General features: G+C 62.1%; 18 protein-coding genes. 6 read left to right on the top strand and 12 right to left on the bottom strand.

All coding sequences use genetic code 11. From position 1 onward, the window contains the following. Positions 1–10: 10 nt before the first annotated feature. The 7 genes from B5T_RS20510 to B5T_RS20480 all read right to left on the bottom strand — a co-directional run bounded on the left by B5T_RS20510 (position 11) and on the right by B5T_RS20480 (position 7,021). Complete coding sequence (locus B5T_RS20510; protein WP_014996442.1) at positions 11–967, bottom strand: HEAT repeat domain-containing protein; 957 nt, start codon at positions 965–967, stop codon at positions 11–13. A gap of 7 nt (positions 968–974) precedes the next feature. Further along, complete coding sequence (locus tag B5T_RS20505; RefSeq protein WP_014996441.1) at positions 975–1,208, bottom strand: 4Fe-4S dicluster domain-containing protein; 234 nt, start codon at positions 1,206–1,208, stop codon at positions 975–977. Between the two features lie 19 nt (positions 1,209–1,227). Continuing rightward, on the bottom strand, positions 1,228–2,961 hold the full coding sequence (locus tag B5T_RS20500; RefSeq protein WP_014996440.1) for a fumarate reductase/succinate dehydrogenase flavoprotein subunit: 1,734 nt from the start codon (positions 2,959–2,961) through the stop codon (positions 1,228–1,230). Positions 2,962–2,969: 8 nt separating this feature from the next. Beyond that, positions 2,970–3,716 carry a GntR family transcriptional regulator gene (locus tag B5T_RS20495; RefSeq protein WP_014996439.1) on the bottom strand — a complete coding sequence of 249 codons (747 nt, stop codon included), beginning with the start codon at positions 3,714–3,716 and terminating at the stop codon, positions 2,970–2,972. A gap of 69 nt (positions 3,717–3,785) precedes the next feature. Then, a complete protein-coding gene (locus tag B5T_RS20490; protein ID WP_014996438.1) occupies positions 3,786–4,724 on the bottom strand; it encodes an ABC transporter ATP-binding protein in 939 nt (312 codons plus the stop codon). Then, entirely contained in the window at positions 4,721–5,614 is an 894-nt protein-coding gene (locus B5T_RS20485; RefSeq protein ID WP_014996437.1) for an ABC transporter permease, read from the bottom strand. The genes B5T_RS20490 and B5T_RS20485 overlap by 4 nt, the downstream gene beginning before the upstream one ends. Positions 5,615–5,638: 24 nt before the next feature. After that, positions 5,639–7,021 (bottom strand): ABC transporter substrate-binding protein, encoded by a 1,383-nt coding sequence (locus B5T_RS20480; RefSeq protein ID WP_014996436.1) that lies wholly within the window; start codon positions 7,019–7,021, stop codon positions 5,639–5,641. 466 nt (positions 7,022–7,487) lie between these two features. Here B5T_RS20480 and apbC point away from each other — a divergent pair, with 466 nt between their 5' ends. Further along, positions 7,488–8,579, top strand: coding sequence for an iron-sulfur cluster carrier protein ApbC (gene apbC, locus B5T_RS20475; RefSeq protein ID WP_014996435.1), 1,092 nt, complete (start codon positions 7,488–7,490; stop codon positions 8,577–8,579). 15 nt (positions 8,580–8,594) lie between these two features. Here the strand turns inward: apbC and B5T_RS20470 are convergent, their stop codons facing one another. From B5T_RS20470 to B5T_RS20450, 5 genes are all read right to left on the bottom strand, one after another. Further along, positions 8,595–9,770: a YbfB/YjiJ family MFS transporter gene (locus B5T_RS20470; protein ID WP_014996434.1), complete on the bottom strand. Its 1,176-nt coding sequence runs from the start codon at positions 9,768–9,770 to the stop codon at positions 8,595–8,597. Positions 9,771–9,884: 114 nt separating this feature from the next. Beyond that, entirely contained in the window at positions 9,885–10,523 is a 639-nt protein-coding gene (locus tag B5T_RS20465) for a response regulator transcription factor (RefSeq protein ID WP_014996433.1), read from the bottom strand. Between the two features lie 11 nt (positions 10,524–10,534). Continuing rightward, a complete protein-coding gene (locus B5T_RS20460) occupies positions 10,535–12,136 on the bottom strand; it encodes an ATP-binding protein (protein WP_148279313.1) in 1,602 nt (533 codons plus the stop codon). Between the two features lie 60 nt (positions 12,137–12,196). Continuing rightward, positions 12,197–12,745: a hydrolase gene (locus tag B5T_RS20455; RefSeq protein WP_014996431.1), complete on the bottom strand. Its 549-nt coding sequence runs from the start codon at positions 12,743–12,745 to the stop codon at positions 12,197–12,199. Positions 12,746–12,769: 24 nt separating this feature from the next. After that, positions 12,770–13,204, bottom strand: coding sequence for a MaoC family dehydratase (locus tag B5T_RS20450; RefSeq protein WP_014996430.1), 435 nt, complete (start codon positions 13,202–13,204; stop codon positions 12,770–12,772). Positions 13,205–13,425: 221 nt separating this feature from the next. Between B5T_RS20450 and B5T_RS20445 the strand changes: the two genes are divergently transcribed. From B5T_RS20445 to B5T_RS20425, 5 genes are all read left to right on the top strand, one after another. Next, complete coding sequence (locus B5T_RS20445; RefSeq protein WP_014996429.1) at positions 13,426–14,799, top strand: malonyl-CoA decarboxylase; 1,374 nt, start codon at positions 13,426–13,428, stop codon at positions 14,797–14,799. A 4-nt stretch (positions 14,800–14,803) separates the two neighbouring features. Then, positions 14,804–15,556, top strand: a complete 753-nt coding sequence (gene phbB, locus B5T_RS20440) for an acetoacetyl-CoA reductase (RefSeq protein WP_014996428.1) — start codon at positions 14,804–14,806, stop codon at positions 15,554–15,556. Between the two features lie 47 nt (positions 15,557–15,603). Further along, positions 15,604–17,367, top strand: a complete 1,764-nt coding sequence (locus tag B5T_RS20435; RefSeq protein WP_014996427.1) for an acyl-CoA dehydrogenase — start codon at positions 15,604–15,606, stop codon at positions 17,365–17,367. A gap of 16 nt (positions 17,368–17,383) precedes the next feature. Beyond that, on the top strand, positions 17,384–18,805 hold the full coding sequence (locus tag B5T_RS20430) for an NAD-dependent succinate-semialdehyde dehydrogenase (RefSeq protein WP_014996426.1): 1,422 nt from the start codon (positions 17,384–17,386) through the stop codon (positions 18,803–18,805). Positions 18,806–18,981: 176 nt separating this feature from the next. Then, the gene (locus B5T_RS20425; protein WP_014996425.1) at positions 18,982–20,373 is read left to right on the top strand and encodes a hypothetical protein; all 1,392 of its coding nucleotides are present in this window, start codon (positions 18,982–18,984) and stop codon (positions 20,371–20,373) included. Positions 20,374–20,375 lie beyond the last annotated feature (2 nt).

Here is a 20,375-nt window from a genome sequence, read left to right as displayed (position 1 = left end):
TGGCCGTTGGTCAGGCGGCACTCAACTTCGATTGTGCCCAACGGGCCAGTTTGCGAACGTCCGGGTCCGGGTCATCCAGAGCGGTTTGAATGTAGGGCCGGCATTGTTCGTGAGCGATGGCGCCGAGCGCGCCGATGGCGGCCTTGCGCAGATTGCTCATGGCATCGCGGCTGCACTCACCCAGTGCCGGAATGCCTTCCACCCGGCCGAGCTTGCCGATGGCGTCGGCGGCTTTTTCACGCACCTGCCAGGTGTTATCCCGGGTGGCTTCGATGAGCAGCGGCAGACTGTCCTGATGATGAAGCTTGCCAATGCTGTTCATCGCTTCGGCACGCACCTGCCAGTGCGGATCGCCAACCACGCACCGGAGCGCTTCGGCCACCGAGACCGGCTCGGCGTAAACCAGCGCGCCGACGGCGGCACGGCGTACCTCGGCATCGTCGTCGTCGCGGGCACGATCGATCAGCGCCGGCAGATTGCTTTCCTCCTTGAGCCAGCCGAGTAATCCCACCGCTTCACGGCGCACGCCGGGATCGGCGGCGTTCAGACGAGCCAGTGCCGGCTCGCGGGCGGCAGGTTCGCGCAAGGGTTTCAGCGCTCGCAGAATACCCGCCACCACGAACGGGTCGCGGCTGTCCTCCAAGGCGGCCAATAGCGGTTTGGCCGCGGCCGGGTCCTTGAGGTCCGAGAGCGCATGGGCGGCGGCGTTGCGCACCACCTCGTCGCTGTCGTTGAGCGCGGCGATCAGAGCGTCGGCCATATCCTCGGATTCAAACTCATCGACCACCTTGGCGGCCTCCTGCCGTACTTGCGGGTCCGGGTCCCGGAGTGCCTGGATCAGCAGCGTCACCGCCTCCGGCTCCGGGCAGTCAACCAGGTCCAGTACCGCCACGCGGCGCAGACCGGGATCCGGTGAGGCCAGGCGGTCGGCCAGTTCCTGCAGTTCGGGATCGTCAAACGCGTTCATGGGCACCTCAGCGCAGCAAGTAGGGAATGTTCACGGTGACCGCGTCGGTCGGGCAGTCCGCTTCGCAAGGCATGCAGTACCAGCACTCGTCGTACTTCATGTGGGCCTTGCCGGTACTCTCGTCGATCCAGAGCACGTCCAGAGGGCAGACGTCGATGCACACGGTGCAGCCTTTATCGGCGATGCATTTATCCGCATCGACGGTAACGGGCACGGCGCTGTGATGATGGGCGATAGGCATGGGAATCTCCTCGTCGGAATCAGGCGTTGGCGGCTTTTTTCACGCGCAACTGGTTGTAGGCGTCCTTGTCTTCGCCGAGTGAAACGATGTACGGCGCGATCGGACGGGTTCCGCTGGCCATCGCGCCGGACGTGTCCTTGTACAGACGGCTGTGACAGAACCACTGTTGTTCGTCGGTTTCGGGGAAGTCCACGCGATAGTGGTACAAGCCCCAGCGCGACTCGGTGCGGTAGAGTGAGGCGCGGGCAGCCATCTCGGCGCAATCGACGATGGAGTGCACTTCCATGGCGCGCATCAACTCGTGGGCGTCGCCGGCCTTGAGCAACGGCAGGTCGGCACGGACCGAGAGAATCCGTTCCAGGCCGATCTCCATGCGGCGGCTGACTTTTGGCGGTTGCAGGTAGTCGTTGACCAGGCGCCGGACTTTGTACTCCATCTGTTCCGGAGGGATACCGTCGGCCCGCTCCAGCGGCGCGCGAAGGCGGATCAGCTCCTCCTCGATCAGCGTTTTGTCCAGTTCAAATTCGCTACGCTGTTGTGCGAAGTCCGCGGCGCTTTCGCCGCAGATCTGGCCATACACAAAAGCACCCAGCATGTAGTTGTGCGGCACCGAGGCCATGTCGCCGGCGGCGTACAGCCCTGGCACGGTGGTGGCGCCGGTCTCATCCACCCAGACGCCGGAGGCGGAGTGGCCGCTGCAGAAACCGATCTCGGAAATGTGCATCTCCACCATGCGTTTGCGGTAGTTGACCTGACGGCCGTCATGGAAGCGGCCGCGGCTGGGACGCTCATTGGTGTGCAGAACCGTTTCGATTTCCTGAATGGTTTCCTCGGCGAGGTGATCCAGTTTCAGAAACACCGGACCCTTGCCGGATTCCAGTTCCTTGAAGAACTCCAGCATCATCTGGCCGGACCAGTAGTCGCATTCGATGAAACGTTCGCCGAAGGCATTGGAAGTGAAACCGCCGAGCGGTCCGGTGACATAGGCGCAGGCCGGCCCGTTATAGTCCTTCAGCAACGGGTTGACCTGATAGCACTCGAGATTGGCCAGGTCGGCGCCGGCGTGATAGGCCATGGCGTGGCCGTCGCCGGAGTTGGCCGGGTTTTCATAGGTGCCGAACAGGTAACCGGAATGCGGTAATCCGATGCGACCGGCCGCGCCGGTGGCCATCACCACCGCCTTGGCACGAATGACGATCGGCTCGGCGGTGCGGGTGTTGATGCCGATCATGCCGGAAACATTGCCCGCGGTGTCCTTGAGCAGCCGGGTGGCCTGGTAGCGGTTTTCCACTTTGACCCGGTGCCGGCGCAGGCGCCGGTAGAGAATTTTCTTGACGTTGTGGCCTTCCGGCATCGGCAGGACATAGGTGCCGAGGTGATGCACCTTTTTCATGTCGTAGTCACCGGTTTCGTCCTTCTGGAAATGAACGCCCCAGGAATCCAGCTTTTCGATCATCGGGTAGGACCGCTGGGCATACGCCATCAGCGCCGGCTGGTGGACGATGCCGTCGTTGGCGATGGTGATCTCCCGGACATACTGTTCCGGAGTGGCGTGACCGGGGACTATGGCGTTGTTCAAACCGTCCATGCCCATGGAAATGGCGCCGGAGCGTTTGACGTTGGCTTTCTCCAGCAAGGTCACGTCGAGATCCGGGTAACGTTCCTTGACCGTCACCGCGGCCATTGGACCGGCGGTGCCGCCGCCGATCACCAGCACATCGGTATCGATGATGGCTACGTCGTCGAAGTTCATGTTTCCTCCTATTTCCGATCCACACGGAAGTGATATTTGAAAGAGTCGCCACGGAAGCTCAGATATTCGAAGTCGATAGGGCGTCCCCGGCGGTCATGGGTAAGGCGTTCCACCCGCAGTACCGGTTCGCCGGGTTGCAGGTTCAGATGAGTGCGGGTGTCCTGATCGGAGAGCGCCGCTTCGATGCGGATGCTTGCTTCACCCAGGGGGATGGCAAAGAGGTTTTCCAACATTGGAAAAATGTCGCCGCTCAGGTCCATGCCGAACAGGCGTCGGCCAATATCCAGCGGGAAGTAGCTGCGCTCCAGGGATAACGCCTCACGGTTGAGGAAACGCACCCGTGTCACTTCCACGACATCGTCGCCGCCGCCGAGCCGCAACGCGGCAACCACCGCCTTTGGTGCCTTCAACTGCTGGATGCTGATCAAACGGGCGGAGGCTTCGTATCCTTGCGCGGCCATGGCTTCACCAAAGCCCTGCAGGTGCTCCACGCTCTGCACCGCCTTGGGTTTGCTGACGAAGGTGCCTTTGCCCTGGGCGCTGAATACCAGGCCCTCGTTATGCAGATCGCGCAACGCCTGTCGAATAGTGATGCGACTGACGCCGAAGGCGCCCATCAACTCGCTTTCCGATGGCAGTTTCTCGTGGGGGCGATAGTCGCCTTCGAGAATGCGGCGCCGAAGCTGATCTTTGATCTGTAAGTACAGCGGCTGCGGCGACCGGTTCGATAGCGGCCGGGTCAGGGTTTTGCTCACGGTACTGTCCTCTTGTTATGACAGGTCATGGCATTCACGGGCGTAAACGCGGGCGGCATGAAAACCATCTCAGCCAGCCTGTCCGTTCTGTTGTTCGAACGCGCGCAGGGTTTCACGGCGGATCAGATCCAGGCACTCACGCTTCAGTGCCATGAATTCGGGCCGGGTCAACAGGTCCTGAATGCGCGGACGTGGCAGATCCACGGCAATGTCAGCGATGACACGACCAGGGCTGGCACTCATGATCAGAATACGGTCGGACAGAAACACGGCTTCGTCGATGTCATGGGTGACGAACAAAACGGTGTTGCCGAACTCACTCCAGATATCCAGCAGGCTCTCCTGCATCATGGTGCGGGTCTGAGCGTCGAGAGCGCCGAACGGCTCATCCATCAGCAACACGCTGGGGTAGTTGGCGAGCGCGCGGGCTATCCCCACACGTTGCTGCATGCCGCCGGACAAGGTGGCAGGAAAGGCATTGGCGTGGGCGGACAAGCCGACCAGGCCTAAAAAGGTACGCGCCAGACTCATGGCCTCGTTGCGGCCAAGCCCTGACATCAAAGGGCCGAACGCCACGTTGTCGCGCACGGTTTTCCAGGGGAACAGGGAATGCTGTTGGAACACCATGCCGCGATCCGGTCCGGGGGCCGTGACCGGAGAGCCGTCCACCAGCAGTTCGCCGTGGGTGGGGGTGACGAATCCGGCTACCGTATTCAGTAACGTGGACTTACCGCAGCCTGACGGGCCGAGCAGGCAGACAAACTCACCGGGTCGGATATCCACCTGAGCGCGGTGTACCGCGGTAGCCCAATCGCCACTGCGTTCGAACTCCACCGAGACGTCGCGAATCTCGATATGGCCGCGTTCTCCGCCGGGAGTTCTGGCGCCGCGTTTCGGCGGTTGCGGCAGTCTCTGGATCATGTCGACGGCGGACGTCATGGTGTTCTCCTGGGAACCGGTCTGCGCTCGTAAGGCGCTTTCCGGGGTCGATTTGGTGGCGGGTCTCATCGATCGTTCTCCTCTACCTGCCAGCGCAGCAGCGGCCGGCAAAGCAACTTGATCAAGAGTGTGCAGAGCGTGCCGAGACCGCCGATCATCAGCATGCCGATGATGATTTGTGGGTACTGGATCAGGGTGTAAGCGGACCAGGTGAAGTAACCGATGCCGTACTGGCCGCTGATGATTTCGCCGGCCAGCAGGGAGAACCAGGCGACGCCCATGCCAATGGCGAGGCCGGCGACAATGCTCGGCAGCGCGCCGGGCAGCACCACATGGCGGAGGATGGCGGCGTTGCTGGCGCCGAGACTGCGTGCCGCCCGTACCAGCACTTTCGGCGTTTGCTCGACGCCGTGCACGGTGTTGATGACGATCGGAAACAGAGCGCCCAGAAAGGTAATGAAAATGATGCTGGATTCTTCGCTGGGCATCATCAGGATGGCCAATGGAATCCAGGCGACCGCCGGTATCGGTCTGAGCAATTCGATATAGGGGGTGATGATGTCCTCGGCGAGACGCGAGCGTCCCATCAGAATACCGAGCCCCACACCCAGCACCACGGCCACCACATAGGCGACGGCGATGCGTCGCAAACTGTGCAGAATGTGCAGGTAGAAATCGGCGCTGGCCAGCGCTTCAGCCAGCGCCTGGCCCACCACCAGCGGACCGGGCACGTTCTCGAAGTTGATGAACAGATTGAAGCCACTGCTGGACGCCCAGTGCCATACCAGAAGTGCGGCCAGAAGGGCCAGGCCTCGAACCAGATAACGGCGCACGGTCTCCGGCAGGCGCACCGGTGCCTGACGTGCCATGGTGGTGACGGTGTCCGCGGCTGGGGTATCGACCTGGTCGATCACCGGGCTGCCGGCCCCGCCATCAATCTCGCTATTGTTCAAACTCATAATGCGCTCCTCCCTGACCCGCGATCACCGTTCGGCGAGCGCGTTGTCGTTGGGGCTTTGGAGAATTTGCCGGTAGCTGAAAGCCCTGCCGTCGGAGGCGAAGGCTTCCGCCTCCGGGCGGCGCATGAACGCGGCCAGTTGCTCGCCGTTGCGGGCGTAGAAGGCGCTTTTGCCAAACAGCTTGAGGCCACTGTTCTTGTCGTAGACGTAGGTGGCGTTGATATCGGTGCCGGTCTCATCCGCCTCCCGTTCGGCGACCAGCATGGCATCGATGGAGGCGTAGCCTTTGATGCCGCCGTCGGCGTACCAGATTTCCGCCGGTTTTAACGCCGGATTGTCCGGAATCGGGGTGACCATGGTGGCGACCGCCTCGTCGTAGTCGAGGTCGCTGGCGGCGTAGGCGCTACGCAGATAACTGTCGTCCACCCAGGCGTCGAAGTTGAGATCCGGAACCTGTTTCTCTTTTTGCAGCAGCTCATGGTCGTACTTCATGGCCGCTACCCAGTCCGGTTTGACGCTGGCGTCCATGGTGGTGATGCCACCGTCACTGAAGTACAGATAAAGCACTTCTTTTTCCACACCGGTCCACTTGGAAACCTGTTCGGCGGCATGTATCGGATCGTCCCGAATCCATCGCTGCGCTTCGAGTGTGGCTTGCAGAACCGCCTGCACTACCTCGGGATAGTCCCGGGCGTAGGATTCGCGCACCACGATGCCGTGGAAGGTGGGGATGCCGGCCTGGCGACCGTCGTAAATTTTCCGGCCGGTACCGCGGAATTCCATGATCTCGGACCAGGGGCAGAAATCGGCATGGGCGTCGATTTTGCCGGCGGCAATGTTGGCGGCCCCCACCGGCGGTGACTGATTGACGATGGTGACCTTGTCGATCAGCCCTGCGTCCCGCAGCGCCTTCAGGGTCATGCCCCAGGCCGCGCTGCCCACCGGGGTGGAAATGGCCTTGCCGGCAAGGTCGGAGAGGGATTGGGCGGGGGAGTCCACCGGTACCACGATGCCATTGCCGGTGCCTTCCTTGTTATAGCCGGTGATGGCGATGAAGCGGGTTTCGGCGCGGCCGCCTTCCTGGAACTTGGCGCCATTGACGATCAACGGGTAATCGCCCATGACACCGAAGTCCAGTTTCCCGGCCAGCATCTGGTTGGTGATCGGTGGCCCGGAGTCGTAATCCTTGAAGACAATATCGTAGTCCGCGCCCTGGTACTTACCGGTCTTGGGTAAGTGTTTTTCAATCAGATTCAGTTTTTCCAGAACAACACCGCCCGACACGGTGTTGGTCACCATGCTCTGGTGGCCAATGCCAATGCGAATGGTTTCCGAAAGTGCCGGTGTCGAAGCGAGCCCGATAAAAATGCTCAAGCAGGCCGCGACGCCGTATCGTTTGTGATTCATGTCCGGTTTCCTCATTGAGAGTTCACTTGTACTAACAAGACATCACCACTGCTTATAAAACGCATTAGACGTGCCAGCTTTCGCAGGCCTGTTCGTATCCGTATGTTTTATAAGGGCAATTTTCTTGTTTGGTGTTTGCGACGGAATCCGGGCGCAAGGTGCACTTGCCCCTTGCTGGGGCAGGTGCACAGTGATGACGCCAGTTTTCGGGACAAGGCGAGGCGTAACGGTACGACAACTAGGACAAGTTGCTGGCCGCGGCGAGATTCCCGTCGGCGATGTCGGGCCGCCCGCGGACGGGTAGGCGGTATCGTCCAGGTGGACGATGCGGAACAGGGTGTGAAAGGGCGGAGGAACAGATCAAAGAATCTTTTTAAATACGGATATCCGTCTTTTCTGTCTACGGCGCACCTCGCGGCATGGAAATTGCTGCATTAAAAGGTATGACCGGTCAGGAGAGCCTCCCATGACAACCCTGGATACCACGCACTTACGCCATCTTCTGCGCCATTGGAAAGAGCCAATGCAGGGCCAGGATCTGGTCAGCAGCAAGGCGCTTAGAACCATGTCGGTGGACGATGGCGTCGCGACGTTGAAAGTGTCCCTGGGATTCCCGGCGGACAACTATAAAGAAGAAAGCGCGGCGGACCTGATGGACTATCTGCGTGCTCATGCCAATGCAATGCGGATCGTCGTGGATATGGAATGGCAGGTGCGCCCGCATCGTGTCCAGGGTGGTATGGAGCCGTTGCCGGAAGTGCGCAACATTATCGCGGTGGCGTCGGGCAAGGGCGGCGTCGGAAAATCCACCACCACCGCCAATCTGGCGCTGGCCTTGCAGGCGGAAGGCGCGCGGGTTGGTATTCTCGATGCGGATATCTACGGTCCCAGCCAGCCGCGCATGATGGGCGTCGACGAGCGGCCGCAAAGCGACGATGGCAAACAGATGACACCGCTGATCGGCCACGGCGTGCAGATCATGTCGGCGGGCTTCATGGTGGAAGAGGATTCGCCGGTGATCTGGCGCGGCGCCATGGTGACCCGGGCACTGACGCAGTTGCTCAAGAATACTCGCTGGCGGGATCTCGATTATCTGCTGGTGGATCTGCCGCCGGGCACCGGTGACGTGCAACTGACACTGGCCCAGCAGATTCCGGTGGCTGGCGCGGTGGTGGTGACGACGCCCCAGGACATTGCCCTGCTGGACGCGCGTAAAGCATTGCGTATGTTCGAGAAGGTGGACATTCCGGTGCTTGGCGTGATCGAGAACATGAGCACTCATGTGTGCAGCCACTGCGGACATCAGGAAGCGATTTTCGGCAGTGGCGGTGGTGGTCGCATGGCGGAGGATTACCAGGTGCCGTTGCTCGGCCAACTGCCGCTGGATGTGGGTATTCGTACCCAGGCCGATGCCGGGCTGCCATCGGTGCTGGCGCAACCGGACGGCGCGGTGGCACGGCAATATCGAAACGTGGCCCTGGCCATGGCCGGCCGGTTGGCCTGCCGGCAGCTGGACCACAAAGCCCGCTTCCCGCGCATCGTGGTGGAGAATCGCTGACACGCGACACGTCGTTCAGGACACCTCCGTCACCGGTTTGTGCTTGGCGAACAACGGTGTCGCCAGAGTGAGGGTGGCGGCGCACAGCAGGGCGCTGCCGCCGATGATGAAAATCAGCGAGCTGTGCTCGGCGCTGGCGTAAATCGGTGCCATCAGATAGGCCGCCGCGGCTTGCCCGACAGCGAACAGGGCGGTGGCCCGGCCCCAGGCGGTGGCGTGCGCATGGGCGGGCACCAGCTCGCCGATGCGGCCCATGGTGGTGGCGACCATGCCGGGGATCAGCGCGCCCACGGTAAAGGACGAGAGCGATACCACCAGCGTTCCCGGTACCAGCATCGGCAGCAGGACCGCGGTTCCCTTCAACGCCAAGGCGGTGAACAGGGTGCGGTGCCAGCCGGCATGGCGGGCAATGGCGCCAACCAGGAACGGGCCGCTGATGGCGCCCAGGGCCACCAGTCCCCACTGGATCGCCGCCGCCCAGGTACTGAAATCTCTTTGTCGTTCCAGATAATCCACCCAGAACACCGTGTGCGGTACGAAGCCCACCGCGTCCAGCAGATAGGCCAGATAGATGGCGGCCAGCAGCAGGCCGACGCGGGCCTGCTGTTGTCCTTGCTGGGGCGCCCGCGGCAGGCCCGGCCAGGGGCGCCACACCAGCGCCACCGGTAACAGCGCGATCAGGCCGAGGCCCAGCCAGGTCAGTTCCGGCCCCTGCTGCATCAGCAGTGGCACCAGGGTGGCGGAGATCAACACGCCGGTGCCGACGCCAGTGAAGATCCAGGCGGTGCCCCGTTTGCGTTTGGATTCCGGAAGCTGGCTGGCGATCAGGGAAGGTGCCACCACCATCAGCAGGGCCCCGGTGACGCCGGCGACGAAGCGCCAAAGACTGAACCACCACACCGGCCCTTGCCACATGCTGGCCAGGAAGCTGACGGCAATCAGCAACGTGGACAGCTTGATCACCGCGCCGGGGCCGAGCCGGCGGGCGAGACGGCTGGCAAGTACCGCGCCGACCAGATAGCCCAGCAGGTTGGTGGCGCCGACGAAACCGGCGTCACGGGCGCTCAGCCAACCGGCCTCGATCAGCCCCGGCAGTTGCGCGGCGTAGGCGAAACGGCCCAGCCCGATCCCGGCCAGGGTGGTGGCCGCTCCCATTAATATCAGGCGGGTGGGCGAGACGGAGGTGGTCATGGGCGGCTCCAAAGCGAGAGGCGGTCATTGGCAGGCGCCCAGTTAAGCAGAGTCCGCCTATCACTAAAAATGATTTATACAGATGCTCGGCATCACTGAACTGAATGGGATGGTTCAGGCGTGGAGAATGGCGTCCTGCTGGCGCAGGCTGATGGCGATCTGCACCAGTTCGGCCAGGGAATCCGCCGCCATCTTGCTCATCATGTTGGCGCGATGGCCTTCCACCGTTTTGCGGTTGATGCCGAGCTTATCGGCCACTTCCTGATTGGACAGGCCGTTGACCACTTCCTCGAACACCTGCCGTTCCCGTTTGGTCAGACCTTCGTAGCGTTGCCGGTGTACCGCCAGCGCCTGCAGTTTGCGGCGGTGCTGACGGTCCCGCTCAAGGGCGTTCTGGACATGGTCGATCAGCACCTGGTCGTCGAACGGTTTCTCGATGAACGTCAGCGCGCCGTCGGTGAGAGCGGTCACCGCCATGTCGATACTGCCGTGGGCGGAGATCATGATCACCGGCAGGTCGATGCCGTACTCGGGAAATTTTTTCTGCGCGTTGATGCCGCTGAGTTCCGGCATGCGCACGTCCATCACCACGCAACCGCCAGCGCCGGGCTGGAAACGCTCAAGAAACGCCAGGGCGGTCTCGTAGCAGCGCACCCGCAGCCCCACGGACTCCAGCAGCCATTGCAGGGAGTCGCGCACATCGGCGTCGTCGTCGATGATATAGATGGTTTGCGTTGATTCGCTGTTTGCCATTGGGATCCGGGTCAATTCGTTGTGGTCGGCGTTTCGTCGTCCGCCAGTGCCAGGGTGAAACAAAAACAGGCGCCTCTCTTTTCCATGCCACTTTCTTCCATGCCATCCTCTTCCACGGCGCGGGGCCACAGTTCGCCGCCGAGGGATTCCACCAGGGAACGGCTGATCGCCAGGCCCATGCCCAGCCCGTTCTTCTTGGTGGTGAAAAAGCGCTCGAACAGTTTATCCGAGCTGTGTGGCGGCAGGCCAGGGCCCTGGTCGCGCACGCGGATCTCCAGTTGTTTGCCGCGCCGCTCGGCTTCCAGCCAGACTTTCAGCGGTGGTTGCCCGGCGGGAGTCTGGCAGGCCTCGATGGCATTGACGATCAGGTTGAGCAGGATCTGCTCCAACTGAATGCGGTCCGCCACCACCCGGGCGTCGGCCAGTGTCATGCGGTTTTCCAGTACCACATTATGGCGTTCGGCGTTGGGTTCGCAGAACTGCAGCAGATCGTCGACCACCGGCAGCAGCTCCATGGCCTCGTGCACCGGGGCTCTTTTGCGGGTGAAGTCCATCATCCGATGGATAATGCCGCCAGCGCGCAGAGCGGTGTCCACGGTTTTTTCCAGCGGCACGCGCAGGTCCTGCCAGCGCACCTCGGCCTGATCGCCGAAGCGGCGCTGGATGCCGCGCAGATAATTGACGATGCCGGTGAGCGGCTGATTCAGCTCGTGGGCCAAGCTCGAAGCCAGCTCGCCCATGGTCACCAGCCGGCTGGCGTGTTCGATCTCCGCCTGATAGGCCTTCAATTGCGCTTCCGCCGCCTTGGCCGCGCTCAGATCCCGGGCCACCAGGGAAAAGTATTCCATGTCGCCGTGATAGGAGCGGTGCGCCAGCAATTCCAGGGAAACCGGAATGGTCTGGCCGCGGCGATCACACATGTCCAGCTCACCGCTCCAGTTGCCGCGCCGCAGGGCGGCGGGAAAGGCGGCTTCGCCAAGCAATCGATAGCTGGTATCGGTGAACAGCTCCGACAAAGCGGCGGATGGGGTGGCGCTGTCCAGGGCCAGCACCTGGCGGGCGGACTCGTTGAGATGGGTAATACGGTGATCCAGGGAAGTGAAGATCACCAGATCGCTAGTGCTTTCCAGCACTCGCGCCAGCCGCCGGTTGGTCTGCTCCGCCTCGATACGGCCGCTGGCGTCCCGGGACACCACCAGGATTTCACGGATGTCGCCGGTGTCCGGGTCGCGCAAGGTGCGGCTGGTGCTTTCCAGCCAGGTGTAATGGCCGTCCTTGCAACGGAACCGGTAGGTGTGAGTGTACAGACCGCGCTCGTAGCGAACGCTGGGCGCGCGCCGCTGGAAGTTTTCCACATCGTCCGGGTGATAAAGGTCATAGGCGGAGACGCCGACGATTTCCTCGACGCTGTAGCCGAGCAGATGAGTCACCGCCGGTGAGGCATAAATGAAACGCCAGTCCCCGGGCGTGTGCCGGGAGATCATGTCGGTGGACTGCTCGGCCATCTCCGCCAGCAGGCGGTTGCGCTCGGCGTCGTCGGTGAGCGCGGTGAAGCCCTCTTCCGGTGTCGGTGTGTCCATGGGCGGGGGGTTGGGTTGCTGGCTAAGGAACATAGTGTACCTCGTGCGGTGCCCAACCACCGCCGGCATTGGCGCCGACGGTGTTTTCGGGTATCAGCGCAGGAACTTCTGGCTGAAGGTTTTGAATTGCGGGGCGAGGGAATCGCGAACCCACTCGAAACCCACCATTTCCCGGGTGACCACGCGCACGCCTTCGTCGCGCAGGCGTTGCAGGGCGATCTCGGTGTCCAGCGGATTGCGCGCGGAGATCGCATCGGCCACCACGAACACTTTGTTGCCGGCCTGGTGCAGCCCCAAGGCGGTCTGCATCACACAGACGTGGGCTTCCATGCCGCACAGCACGAACGTCTTGCCGCGGGCTTCCGAGAGCAGCGATGCGCATTCCGGCGCGTCGGCGCAGGAAAACACGGTTTTGGCGATGGCGGGGTTGGCGTCACCGGCCAGCTCCAGCAGTTGGTCGGTGGTGGGGCCGACGCCCTTCGGGTATTGCTCGGTGAAGCGCACCGGCACGTCCATCAACTGCGCCACTTCAATCAGCCAGCGGCAGTTCTTCACCAGGGTTTCGTGTTCATGGACGCCGGGCAGCAGACGTTCCTGAACGTCGATGACCAGCAGGGTGGAATCTTGGGCTTCGATCAGCATGGTCGGATCCTTACTCTCTACGTCTTACTGGGAGGGGCGGCGGTCCACCATGTTGGTGGCCACGCCCTGGGCTACGATCTTGTCTTTGACGCGGCAGACGGTTTCCAGCTTCACCCGGCGCCGTCTTTCGTCGATCTCCAGCACGGTGGCGGTGGCCACCACGGTATCGCCGATGTGGACCGGCGCCTTGAACGACAGCTGCTGGTCCACATAGATGGCGCCGGGGCCGGGCAGGCGGGTGCCGAGCACGGCGGAGATCAGGCCGGCGCTGAACATGCCGTGCACGATGCGCTGGCCGAACTGGGTGCCGGCGGCATAGTCCGCGTTCAGGTGCACCGGATTGTCGTCACCGGTGATGCCGGCGAACAGTACCACGTCGGCCTCGGTAATGGTCTTGGCGTAGCTGGCGCTGAGGCCGACTTTCAGGTCTTCCAGGTAGTAGCCGTGCAGTTCGTCCATCGGGATTCCTTGTTTTACGTAGTGACTCTTTATGCCGTGTTATGTCGTGGCTTTGCTTCATTCACAAGTCGCGAAGCCATTTAGTTAAAGCCAGTGACTCAAAAGTGTAGTGGTTTACACTTTTAAATCCAAGTAGAAATACTTGGTTTTGGAATCGGGCTTTGCTAGTCTCTTGGCCGTCGGTGCCGCACCAGCGTGGAGCGGTCTGGTGGGAGAGAGCAATGATGCAGGATCAGAATGACGGCCTTTGGGAAAAGGCCATCCGCAGATTAGTGCCGCTGGGGCTGGAGGCCTGGAACGAGCGGCGGCTGCTGGACGGCAAGCTGACACTGACCCCGGACCTGAACGGCGGTGACGTGGAGCGCCTGATCAAATGGATAGACGCCTGCCTGGCGGACGATGGCGGGCAGGTGGCGGCCCGTGATCGGGCGGTGACCCTGGCGCGGGAATTCAAGGCTCTGAATCGCGACGGCCGTGCCCGTTTCCTGATGTTGCTGGCGGAACAGTACGCCGTGGACGAGGCGCGGGTGGAGCGGGCCATGGAGCAATGGCGCGCGGCCGGCAGCGAAGGGCGCATGCAGGCCGCCCTGGCGCTGCGTGATGCTCTGGAGCCACCGCGCATGACCCTGCTGACCCGTTTCAATGGCGTGCCGGAAGGGGTCAAGTTCCTGGTGGATCTGCGTGCGGAACTGTTGTCGTTGCGCAAGGAATATCCCCAGCTGGCACCGCTGGAAGCGGATCTCAAGCGGCTGCTCGGCGCCTGGTTTGATGTGGGGCTGCTGCAATTGGAACAGATCAGCTGGCAAAGCAGCGCCGAGTTACTGGAAAAGCTCATCGCCTATGAGGCGGTGCACGCGATCCGTGGCTGGAACGATCTGAAAAACCGTTTGCGTGCAGACCGCCGCTGCTTCGCGTTCTTCCATCCGAACATGCCCAATGAGCCGCTGATTTTCGTCGAGGTGGCGCTAGTGGAAGGCATGGCCGGCAGTATCCAGGCGCTACTCGACGAGGAGGCGCCGGTGCTGGATGCCCGGCAAGCGGACACCGCCATTTTCTACTCCATTTCCAATGCCCAGGCCGGTCTGGCCGGCATCAGTTTCGGCAACTTCCTGATCAAACGCGTGGTGAAGCTGCTGCGTCAGGAATTACCGCAACTGAAGCAGTTCGCCACCCTGTCGCCGATCCCCGGATTCCGCCGTTGGCTGGAGGGGTTGTCCGACGATGTTCTGGCCGGTTTGCCCGGCGGCGCGGTATGGCGGGACACCGGCAGTGCCGGGGCTCTGCTGGATCCGGAGCGGCTGGATCCATTGCGTGCCGAGGCGCTGCGGCGGCTGATGGCCTGGTACCTGTGCCGGGAGCAACGTCGGGGCCGCTACGCCCTGGACCCGGTGGCCCACTTCCATCTCAGTAACGGCGCTCAGGTGGCCCGATTGAATTGGGTCGCGGACCTGTCCGAAAAAGGCCGGCGCCAGTCCGCCGGCATGATGGTCAATTATCGCTATGAGCTGCCGCGTATCGAAGCGCGCAGCCAGAGTTACACCGTCGATGGGGCCGTGGCCACGTCGGCATCCATGAAAAAACTGTTGAAGGCGTAAAGTTATGAGCGAGAAACGATTGGCGGTGGTGACCGGTGCCACCGGCGGGTTGGGCGTGGCCATGTGTCAGGCTCTGTGTGATCAGGGCCGCACCGTGGTGGGGACCTACTACCCGGACCCGCAGCAGGAACAACAGGCGCGGCAATGGCAGGAAAGCCTGGAACAGCAGGGCTATTCCGTGCACGTCCGTCCCCTGGATGTCACCGACTATGACGCCTGCGCCGCCTTCGCCGCCGATGTGGAAGCGGAGCTCGGTCCCATCGATGTGCTGGTGAATAACGCCGGTATCACCCGGGACGCGCCGATCAAGCGCATGGAGCCGCACTTCTGGCAGGATGTGATCAACACCAACCTGACCTCCATGTACAACCTGTGCCGGGCGGTGTTCGATGGCATGTGCCAGCGCGGCTTCGGCCGTATCGTCAACATCTCTTCCCTGAATGGGGAAAAGGGCCAGTTCGGCCAGTGCAACTACGCCGCCGCCAAGGCCGGTGTTTATGGATTCACCCGCTCCATCGCCCAGGAAGGTGCGCGCAAGGGCGTCACCGTCAACGCCGTCTCGCCGGGTTATATCGACACCCCGATGGTGCGGCAGGTGCCGGAGAACATTCTTGAAGGTATCATCGCCGGTATTCCCGTGGGCCGGCTGGGCCAGCCCGATGATATCGCCCGGGCAGTGGCGTTCCTGGCCGCCGACGAGGCGGGTTTCATCACCGGCACCAATCTGTCGGTGAATGGCGGTCAGTACATGAGCTGACGGCACCGCGAACCCCTTCCGCGAACAACAAAGACAGAGGATGCCCCATGCCGGAATATAAAGCGCCGTTGCAGGACATGGCTTTCGTGCTCGGCGAGCTGACCGATATCGATGGTCTGGCGGCATTGCCGCCGTTTACCGAAGTGTCCCGTGAGCTGGCCGAAGCGGTGCTGGATGAGGCCGGCAAACTGGCCTCGTCGGTGATCGCGCCGCTCAATGCCGACGGCGATCGCCATGGCGTGAGTCTGCAAGCGGATGGCGTGGTTGCCGCGCCCGGTTTCCGTGACGCTTACCAGCGCTACGTGGAAGGCGGCTGGGGCAGTCTGCAGTTCGATCCCGAGTACGGCGGTCAGGGGCTGCCGTTCTCGTTGGCGGTGGCGGTGCAGGAGATGTGGCACGCCGCCAACATGTCCTGGGGGCTTTGCCCGCTGTTGTCCCAGGGCGCGGTGGAAGCCATCGCCGCCAACGCCGACGAGTCCCTCAAGGCCCTTTATCTGCCGTCCATGGTCAGCGGTACCTGGAGTGGCACGATGAATCTGACCGAGCCGCAGGCCGGTTCCGATCTGGCCGCGGTGAAGGCGCGGGCGGTCCCGGAAGGCGACCACTACCGCATCACCGGGCAGAAAATTTTCATCACCTGGGGCGATCACGACATGGCCGACAACATCGTCCATCTGGTGCTGGCCCGTTTGCCCGATGCGCCGGAGGGCGTGAAGGGCATTTCCTTGTTCCTGGTGCCCAAGTATTTGCTCAACAAGGATGGCTCCCCGGGCGAACGCAATGATTGCCGGGCCATCTCGCTGGAACACAAGATCGGCATTCACGCCAGCCCCACCTGTGTGATGAGCTACGGCGACAATGGCGGTGCCATTGGTTACCTGGTGGGCAAGCCCAATCAGGGCCTGGCCTGTATGTTCACGATGATGAACAACGCCCGTCTCACGGTGGGATTGCAGGGCGTGGCCGTCGCTGAACGGGCCTGTCAGCAGGCACGCGAATACTGCCGCGAAAGGGTACAGGGCGTGGCTCCCGGACAACGTGAGGCGGGGCCAATCGTCGCTCATCCGGACGTGCGCCGTATGCTGATGACGATGAATGCGCTCACCGAGGCGGGCCGCGCGCTGGCCTACGTGGGCTGTGCCGAAGTGGATCGGGTGCACGGTGAAAGCGATCCGCAACGGCGGGCCCGTCATCAGCGACGCCTGGATTTGCTCACGCCGCTGGTGAAAGGCTGGTGCACGGAGATGGCCCAGGAAGTCACTTCCCTGAATGTGCAGTGTCACGGCGGTATGGGGTTCATCGAGGAAACCGGTGCCGGGCAGTTGTTCCGGGATGCGCGTATCCTGCCGATCTACGAAGGCACCAACGGCATTCAGGCGATGGACCTGGTGGGGCGCAAGACCTTGCGTGATCGCGGGGCCGCCATGTTTGAGATACTGGAGGAGATGGACGCGTTTCTGGCCGAGCCGCATCTGGAGAGTGTGCTGGGCTGCGAACGCAAAGCGCTGTTGGCGGATGCGGTGGTGGCGGTATCCGACGCCACGGAATTTTTGCTGGGGGCCAGCGACAGTGCCACGCTGCCCGGCGCGATCGCTTTCCACTATCTGATGTTGAGCGCCACCGTGGTGGCTGCCTGGCAAATGGCCCGCGCGGCGCTGAGCGTGGCGGAAGACGATTCCCCGTTCGCTCGCCGCAAACGGCATCACGTCCACTTTTACCTTGAGCAGATATTGCCCCGTTATCTGCATCACGCGCGGGCTTTGCGTTTCGGTGACGATACACTGATGGCGCTGCCCGAAGAGCTGCTGTAACCCGCAGGAGAAAACCATGTACATCAACGGTGAATGGATCAACAAGGACAACACCTTCGCGGTGTTCAACCCCGCCACCAATGAGCAGATCGGTACCGTCGCCGACGCTGATGACGCCGACATCACGGCGGCCATCGAGGCGGCCAACATCGCCTTCGCGTCCTGGTCCGCCACCACCGCCTATGAACGAGCGGCGCTGCTGTACAAGGCCCACGGGCTGATGCTGGCGCGCAAACGAGAGCTGGCGGAATTGATGACCCGCGAGCAGGGCAAACCCCTCAAGGCGGCGCTCAACGAAGTGGGTTACGGCGCTGACTTTCTGCTGTGGTTCGCCGAGGAAGCCAAGCGTATGTACGGCGAAACCATTCCGTCCGCCCGCGCCAATCAGCGCTTCTGGGTACAACAGCACCCGGTGGGTGTGGTCGGTGCGATCACGCCGTGGAATTACCCGATCTCGATGATCACCCGCAAGCTGGCGCCGGCGGTGGCGGCGGGCTGCACCATCGTGTTGAAACCGGCGGAAGCGACGCCGTTGTGCGCCCAGGCCATGTTCGAGATTTTCCACGACGCCGGCTTCCCGCCAGGTGTGGTGAACCTGATCACCAAACAGGATCCCAAGCCGGTGGGCGAGGCGTTCTGCACCCATCCGCTGGTGAAGAAAATTACTTTCACCGGCTCCACGCCGGTGGGCAAGTACCTGTCCGGGCTGGCCGGTGGCCATCTCAAACGGGTCTCCATGGAACTGGGTGGCCACGCGCCGGCGATCGTTTTCAATGACATGGATCCGGTGCACGCCGCCAAGGGCTTGTCGCTGGTGAAATTCCTTAACACCGGTCAGGCCTGCATCAGCCCCAATCGCATTTTTGTTCAGCGCGACATCATCGAGCCGTTCCTGGCGGAGATGAGCAATCGCATCGCCAAACTGAAAGCCGGCAATGGCATGGAAGAGGGCATCAGCATCGGCCCGCTGATCAACCAGGCGGCCATCGACAAGGTGGCCGGGCAGGTGGACGACGCGGTGGCCAAGGGCGCCCGCCTGATGCAGGGCGGCGAGCGTCTGTTCGCCGGTGAAGCCGATCGCGGGCATTTCTATGCGCCGACCCTGCTGGCGGACGTGACTCCGGACATGCGTATTTACCGCGAGGAGACGTTCGGACCGGTGGCGCCGGTGATCCCCTTCGATAACGAAGAGGAGGTGCTGGCCATGGCCAACGATACCCATTACGGGCTGGCGGCCTACGTCTATACCGAGAAGCTGTCCCGGGCGATCCGCATGTTCGAAGGGCTGCGGTTCGGCATCATCGGCATCAACGACATCAACCCCACCAGCGCGGCGGCGCCGTTCGGCGGCATGAACGAGAGCGGTTTGGGACGCGAGGGGGCTCGCGAAGGTTTGCTGGAATATCTGGAAACCAAGCTCGGTGGCGTGGCGGTCTGACCGCCCGGCCCGTTCGGCTCCGTTGAAAGGCCCGCTTCGGCGGGCTTTTTATTTGAGTATTTATACTTGATTAAAAAAGTATAAATACCTAATATTCAGGGGAAAACCCCTGATTCAAAAAAACGGCATCTCTGCCGCATCGATAACGCTAATAAAGCCCGATAACGGAGAACAACATGAGTCTGCGAAAGAGAGCGGACGGGGGAGAACAGCCCTCGACGCTGGGTTTCCTCAAGCTGCGCATTCCTTTTGTCCACTACAAGCTGGAATTGCCCGACATCCTGCAGGGGGCGATTCTGTGTGTGGTGCCGCTGAGTATCACGGCGCTGATGACCTCGGTGCTGGGCATTCCTTTCGAGATCGCCGTTGCTTTCGTGGTGATCAACAACTTCCTGTTCATGCTGCATGGTCACTTCGGTGATCCGGCGGTGTCCGGCTGGATCACCGCTGGGATTCCGTTGTATGTGGCGTTTCTGTCCGGCTATCCGGAGGGGGATGCGCGCATTCTGGCGTTGATTGCCTTGCAGTTGACGGTGGCGGGACTGTTTTTCGCCATGGGCTTGTTCAAGGGCGCGGATGTACTGGTTCGCAAGATGCCCATGTCGCTGAAGGCAGGGATTCTGGTGGGCGCCGGCTTCTCCGCTATAATGACGGAGTTTTCCGCCACCGGGCGGGTGTGGACCATGCCGATCACCATTTTGCTCGGTACGATCCTCGGCTTTTTCATGTTGTTTTCCCGCACCGCCGCGCCTTTGCGGGAGCGTTATTCCCTGTTCCGTTTCATTGCACAGTACGGTATCGCCGTACCGTTCGTGATCGCCTATGTGTTCGGTATTCTGATCGGTGAGGTCCAGGCGCCAACCCTGGAATGGGGCTGGGTATCCCTGCCGTTTGGCGACATGCTTAATGATTACACCGTGTTCGGTCTGGGCTGGCCGCCGTTCCAGTATTTCCTCGATGCGTTGCCGCTGGCGCTGGCCGCCTATGTCATCGCCTTTGGCGATGTGCTGGTGATCGATTCCCTGTTCAAGAACGCGGATAAGGTGCGCAAGGACGAAAAGCTGGTTTTCAGCCCGCGCCGTAACAGCATCATCGCCGGGCTCCGCAATCTGTTTCATGGTCTGTGCGCGCCCTTTATCAGCTTGTCCGGCCCGTCCTGGACTGGCGGTCAGGCGCTGGTGGTGAATCGTTATATGAACAACGATCGCAAGGCCATGGACAGTTATTGGGGCGGGGCCAACAGCATCTACTGGGGCATGAGTATTGCCCTTCTGTTGTTACCGGTGGTGTCCCTGTTCAAGCCAGGATTGAACATTGGTCTGGCGCTGACGCTGCTGATCCAGGGCTACCTGTGCGGTTATCTGGCGTTGGAAATGCTCAGCAAGGGAACCAATTTGCAGCGCGGCGTGGCGGTGATCGTCGGCGCCATTCTGGCCACCAAAGGCGCGGCCTGGGGGCTGGGCGCCGGTCTGATTCTGTGGCTGGTACTGGAGCGCGATTGGCTCGCCGGCGACAGCCGCGCCGCTTCCGGAGCCGCTGAAGGCGCTGAACCCGCCGGCTCCGAATAGAC

This window comes from Alloalcanivorax dieselolei B5 (assembly GCF_000300005.1).
Classification (GTDB): domain Bacteria; phylum Pseudomonadota; class Gammaproteobacteria; order Pseudomonadales; family Alcanivoracaceae; genus Alloalcanivorax; species Alloalcanivorax dieselolei.
Note: the sequence above shows the minus strand (reverse complement) of the source record. Positions and strands in the feature narration are given on the sequence as shown.

Bases quoted from the DNA above. Each gene is read 5' to 3' on its own strand.
- B5T_RS20510 (WP_014996442.1), bottom strand. From the start codon at position 967: ATGAACGCGTTTGACGATCCCGAACTGCAGGAACTGGCCGACCGCCTG.
- B5T_RS20505 (WP_014996441.1), bottom strand. From the start codon at position 1,208: ATGCCTATCGCCCATCATCACAGCGCCGTGCCCGTTACCGTCGATGCG.
- B5T_RS20500 (WP_014996440.1), bottom strand. From the start codon at position 2,961: ATGAACTTCGACGACGTAGCCATCATCGATACCGATGTGCTGGTGATC.
- B5T_RS20490 (WP_014996438.1), bottom strand. From the start codon at position 4,724: ATGAGACCCGCCACCAAATCGACCCCGGAAAGCGCCTTACGAGCGCAG.
- B5T_RS20485 (WP_014996437.1), bottom strand. From the start codon at position 5,614: ATGAGTTTGAACAATAGCGAGATTGATGGCGGGGCCGGCAGCCCGGTG.
- B5T_RS20480 (WP_014996436.1), bottom strand. From the start codon at position 7,021: ATGAATCACAAACGATACGGCGTCGCGGCCTGCTTGAGCATTTTTATC.
- apbC (WP_014996435.1), top strand. From the start codon at position 7,488: ATGACAACCCTGGATACCACGCACTTACGCCATCTTCTGCGCCATTGG.
- B5T_RS20470 (WP_014996434.1), bottom strand. From the start codon at position 9,770: ATGACCACCTCCGTCTCGCCCACCCGCCTGATATTAATGGGAGCGGCC.
- B5T_RS20465 (WP_014996433.1), bottom strand. From the start codon at position 10,523: ATGGCAAACAGCGAATCAACGCAAACCATCTATATCATCGACGACGAC.
- B5T_RS20460 (WP_148279313.1), bottom strand. From the start codon at position 12,136: ATGTTCCTTAGCCAGCAACCCAACCCCCCGCCCATGGACACACCGACA.
- B5T_RS20455 (WP_014996431.1), bottom strand. From the start codon at position 12,745: ATGCTGATCGAAGCCCAAGATTCCACCCTGCTGGTCATCGACGTTCAG.
- B5T_RS20450 (WP_014996430.1), bottom strand. From the start codon at position 13,204: ATGGACGAACTGCACGGCTACTACCTGGAAGACCTGAAAGTCGGCCTC.
- B5T_RS20445 (WP_014996429.1), top strand. From the start codon at position 13,426: ATGATGCAGGATCAGAATGACGGCCTTTGGGAAAAGGCCATCCGCAGA.
- phbB (WP_014996428.1), top strand. From the start codon at position 14,804: ATGAGCGAGAAACGATTGGCGGTGGTGACCGGTGCCACCGGCGGGTTG.
- B5T_RS20435 (WP_014996427.1), top strand. From the start codon at position 15,604: ATGCCGGAATATAAAGCGCCGTTGCAGGACATGGCTTTCGTGCTCGGC.
- B5T_RS20430 (WP_014996426.1), top strand. From the start codon at position 17,384: ATGTACATCAACGGTGAATGGATCAACAAGGACAACACCTTCGCGGTG.
- B5T_RS20425 (WP_014996425.1), top strand. From the start codon at position 18,982: ATGAGTCTGCGAAAGAGAGCGGACGGGGGAGAACAGCCCTCGACGCTG.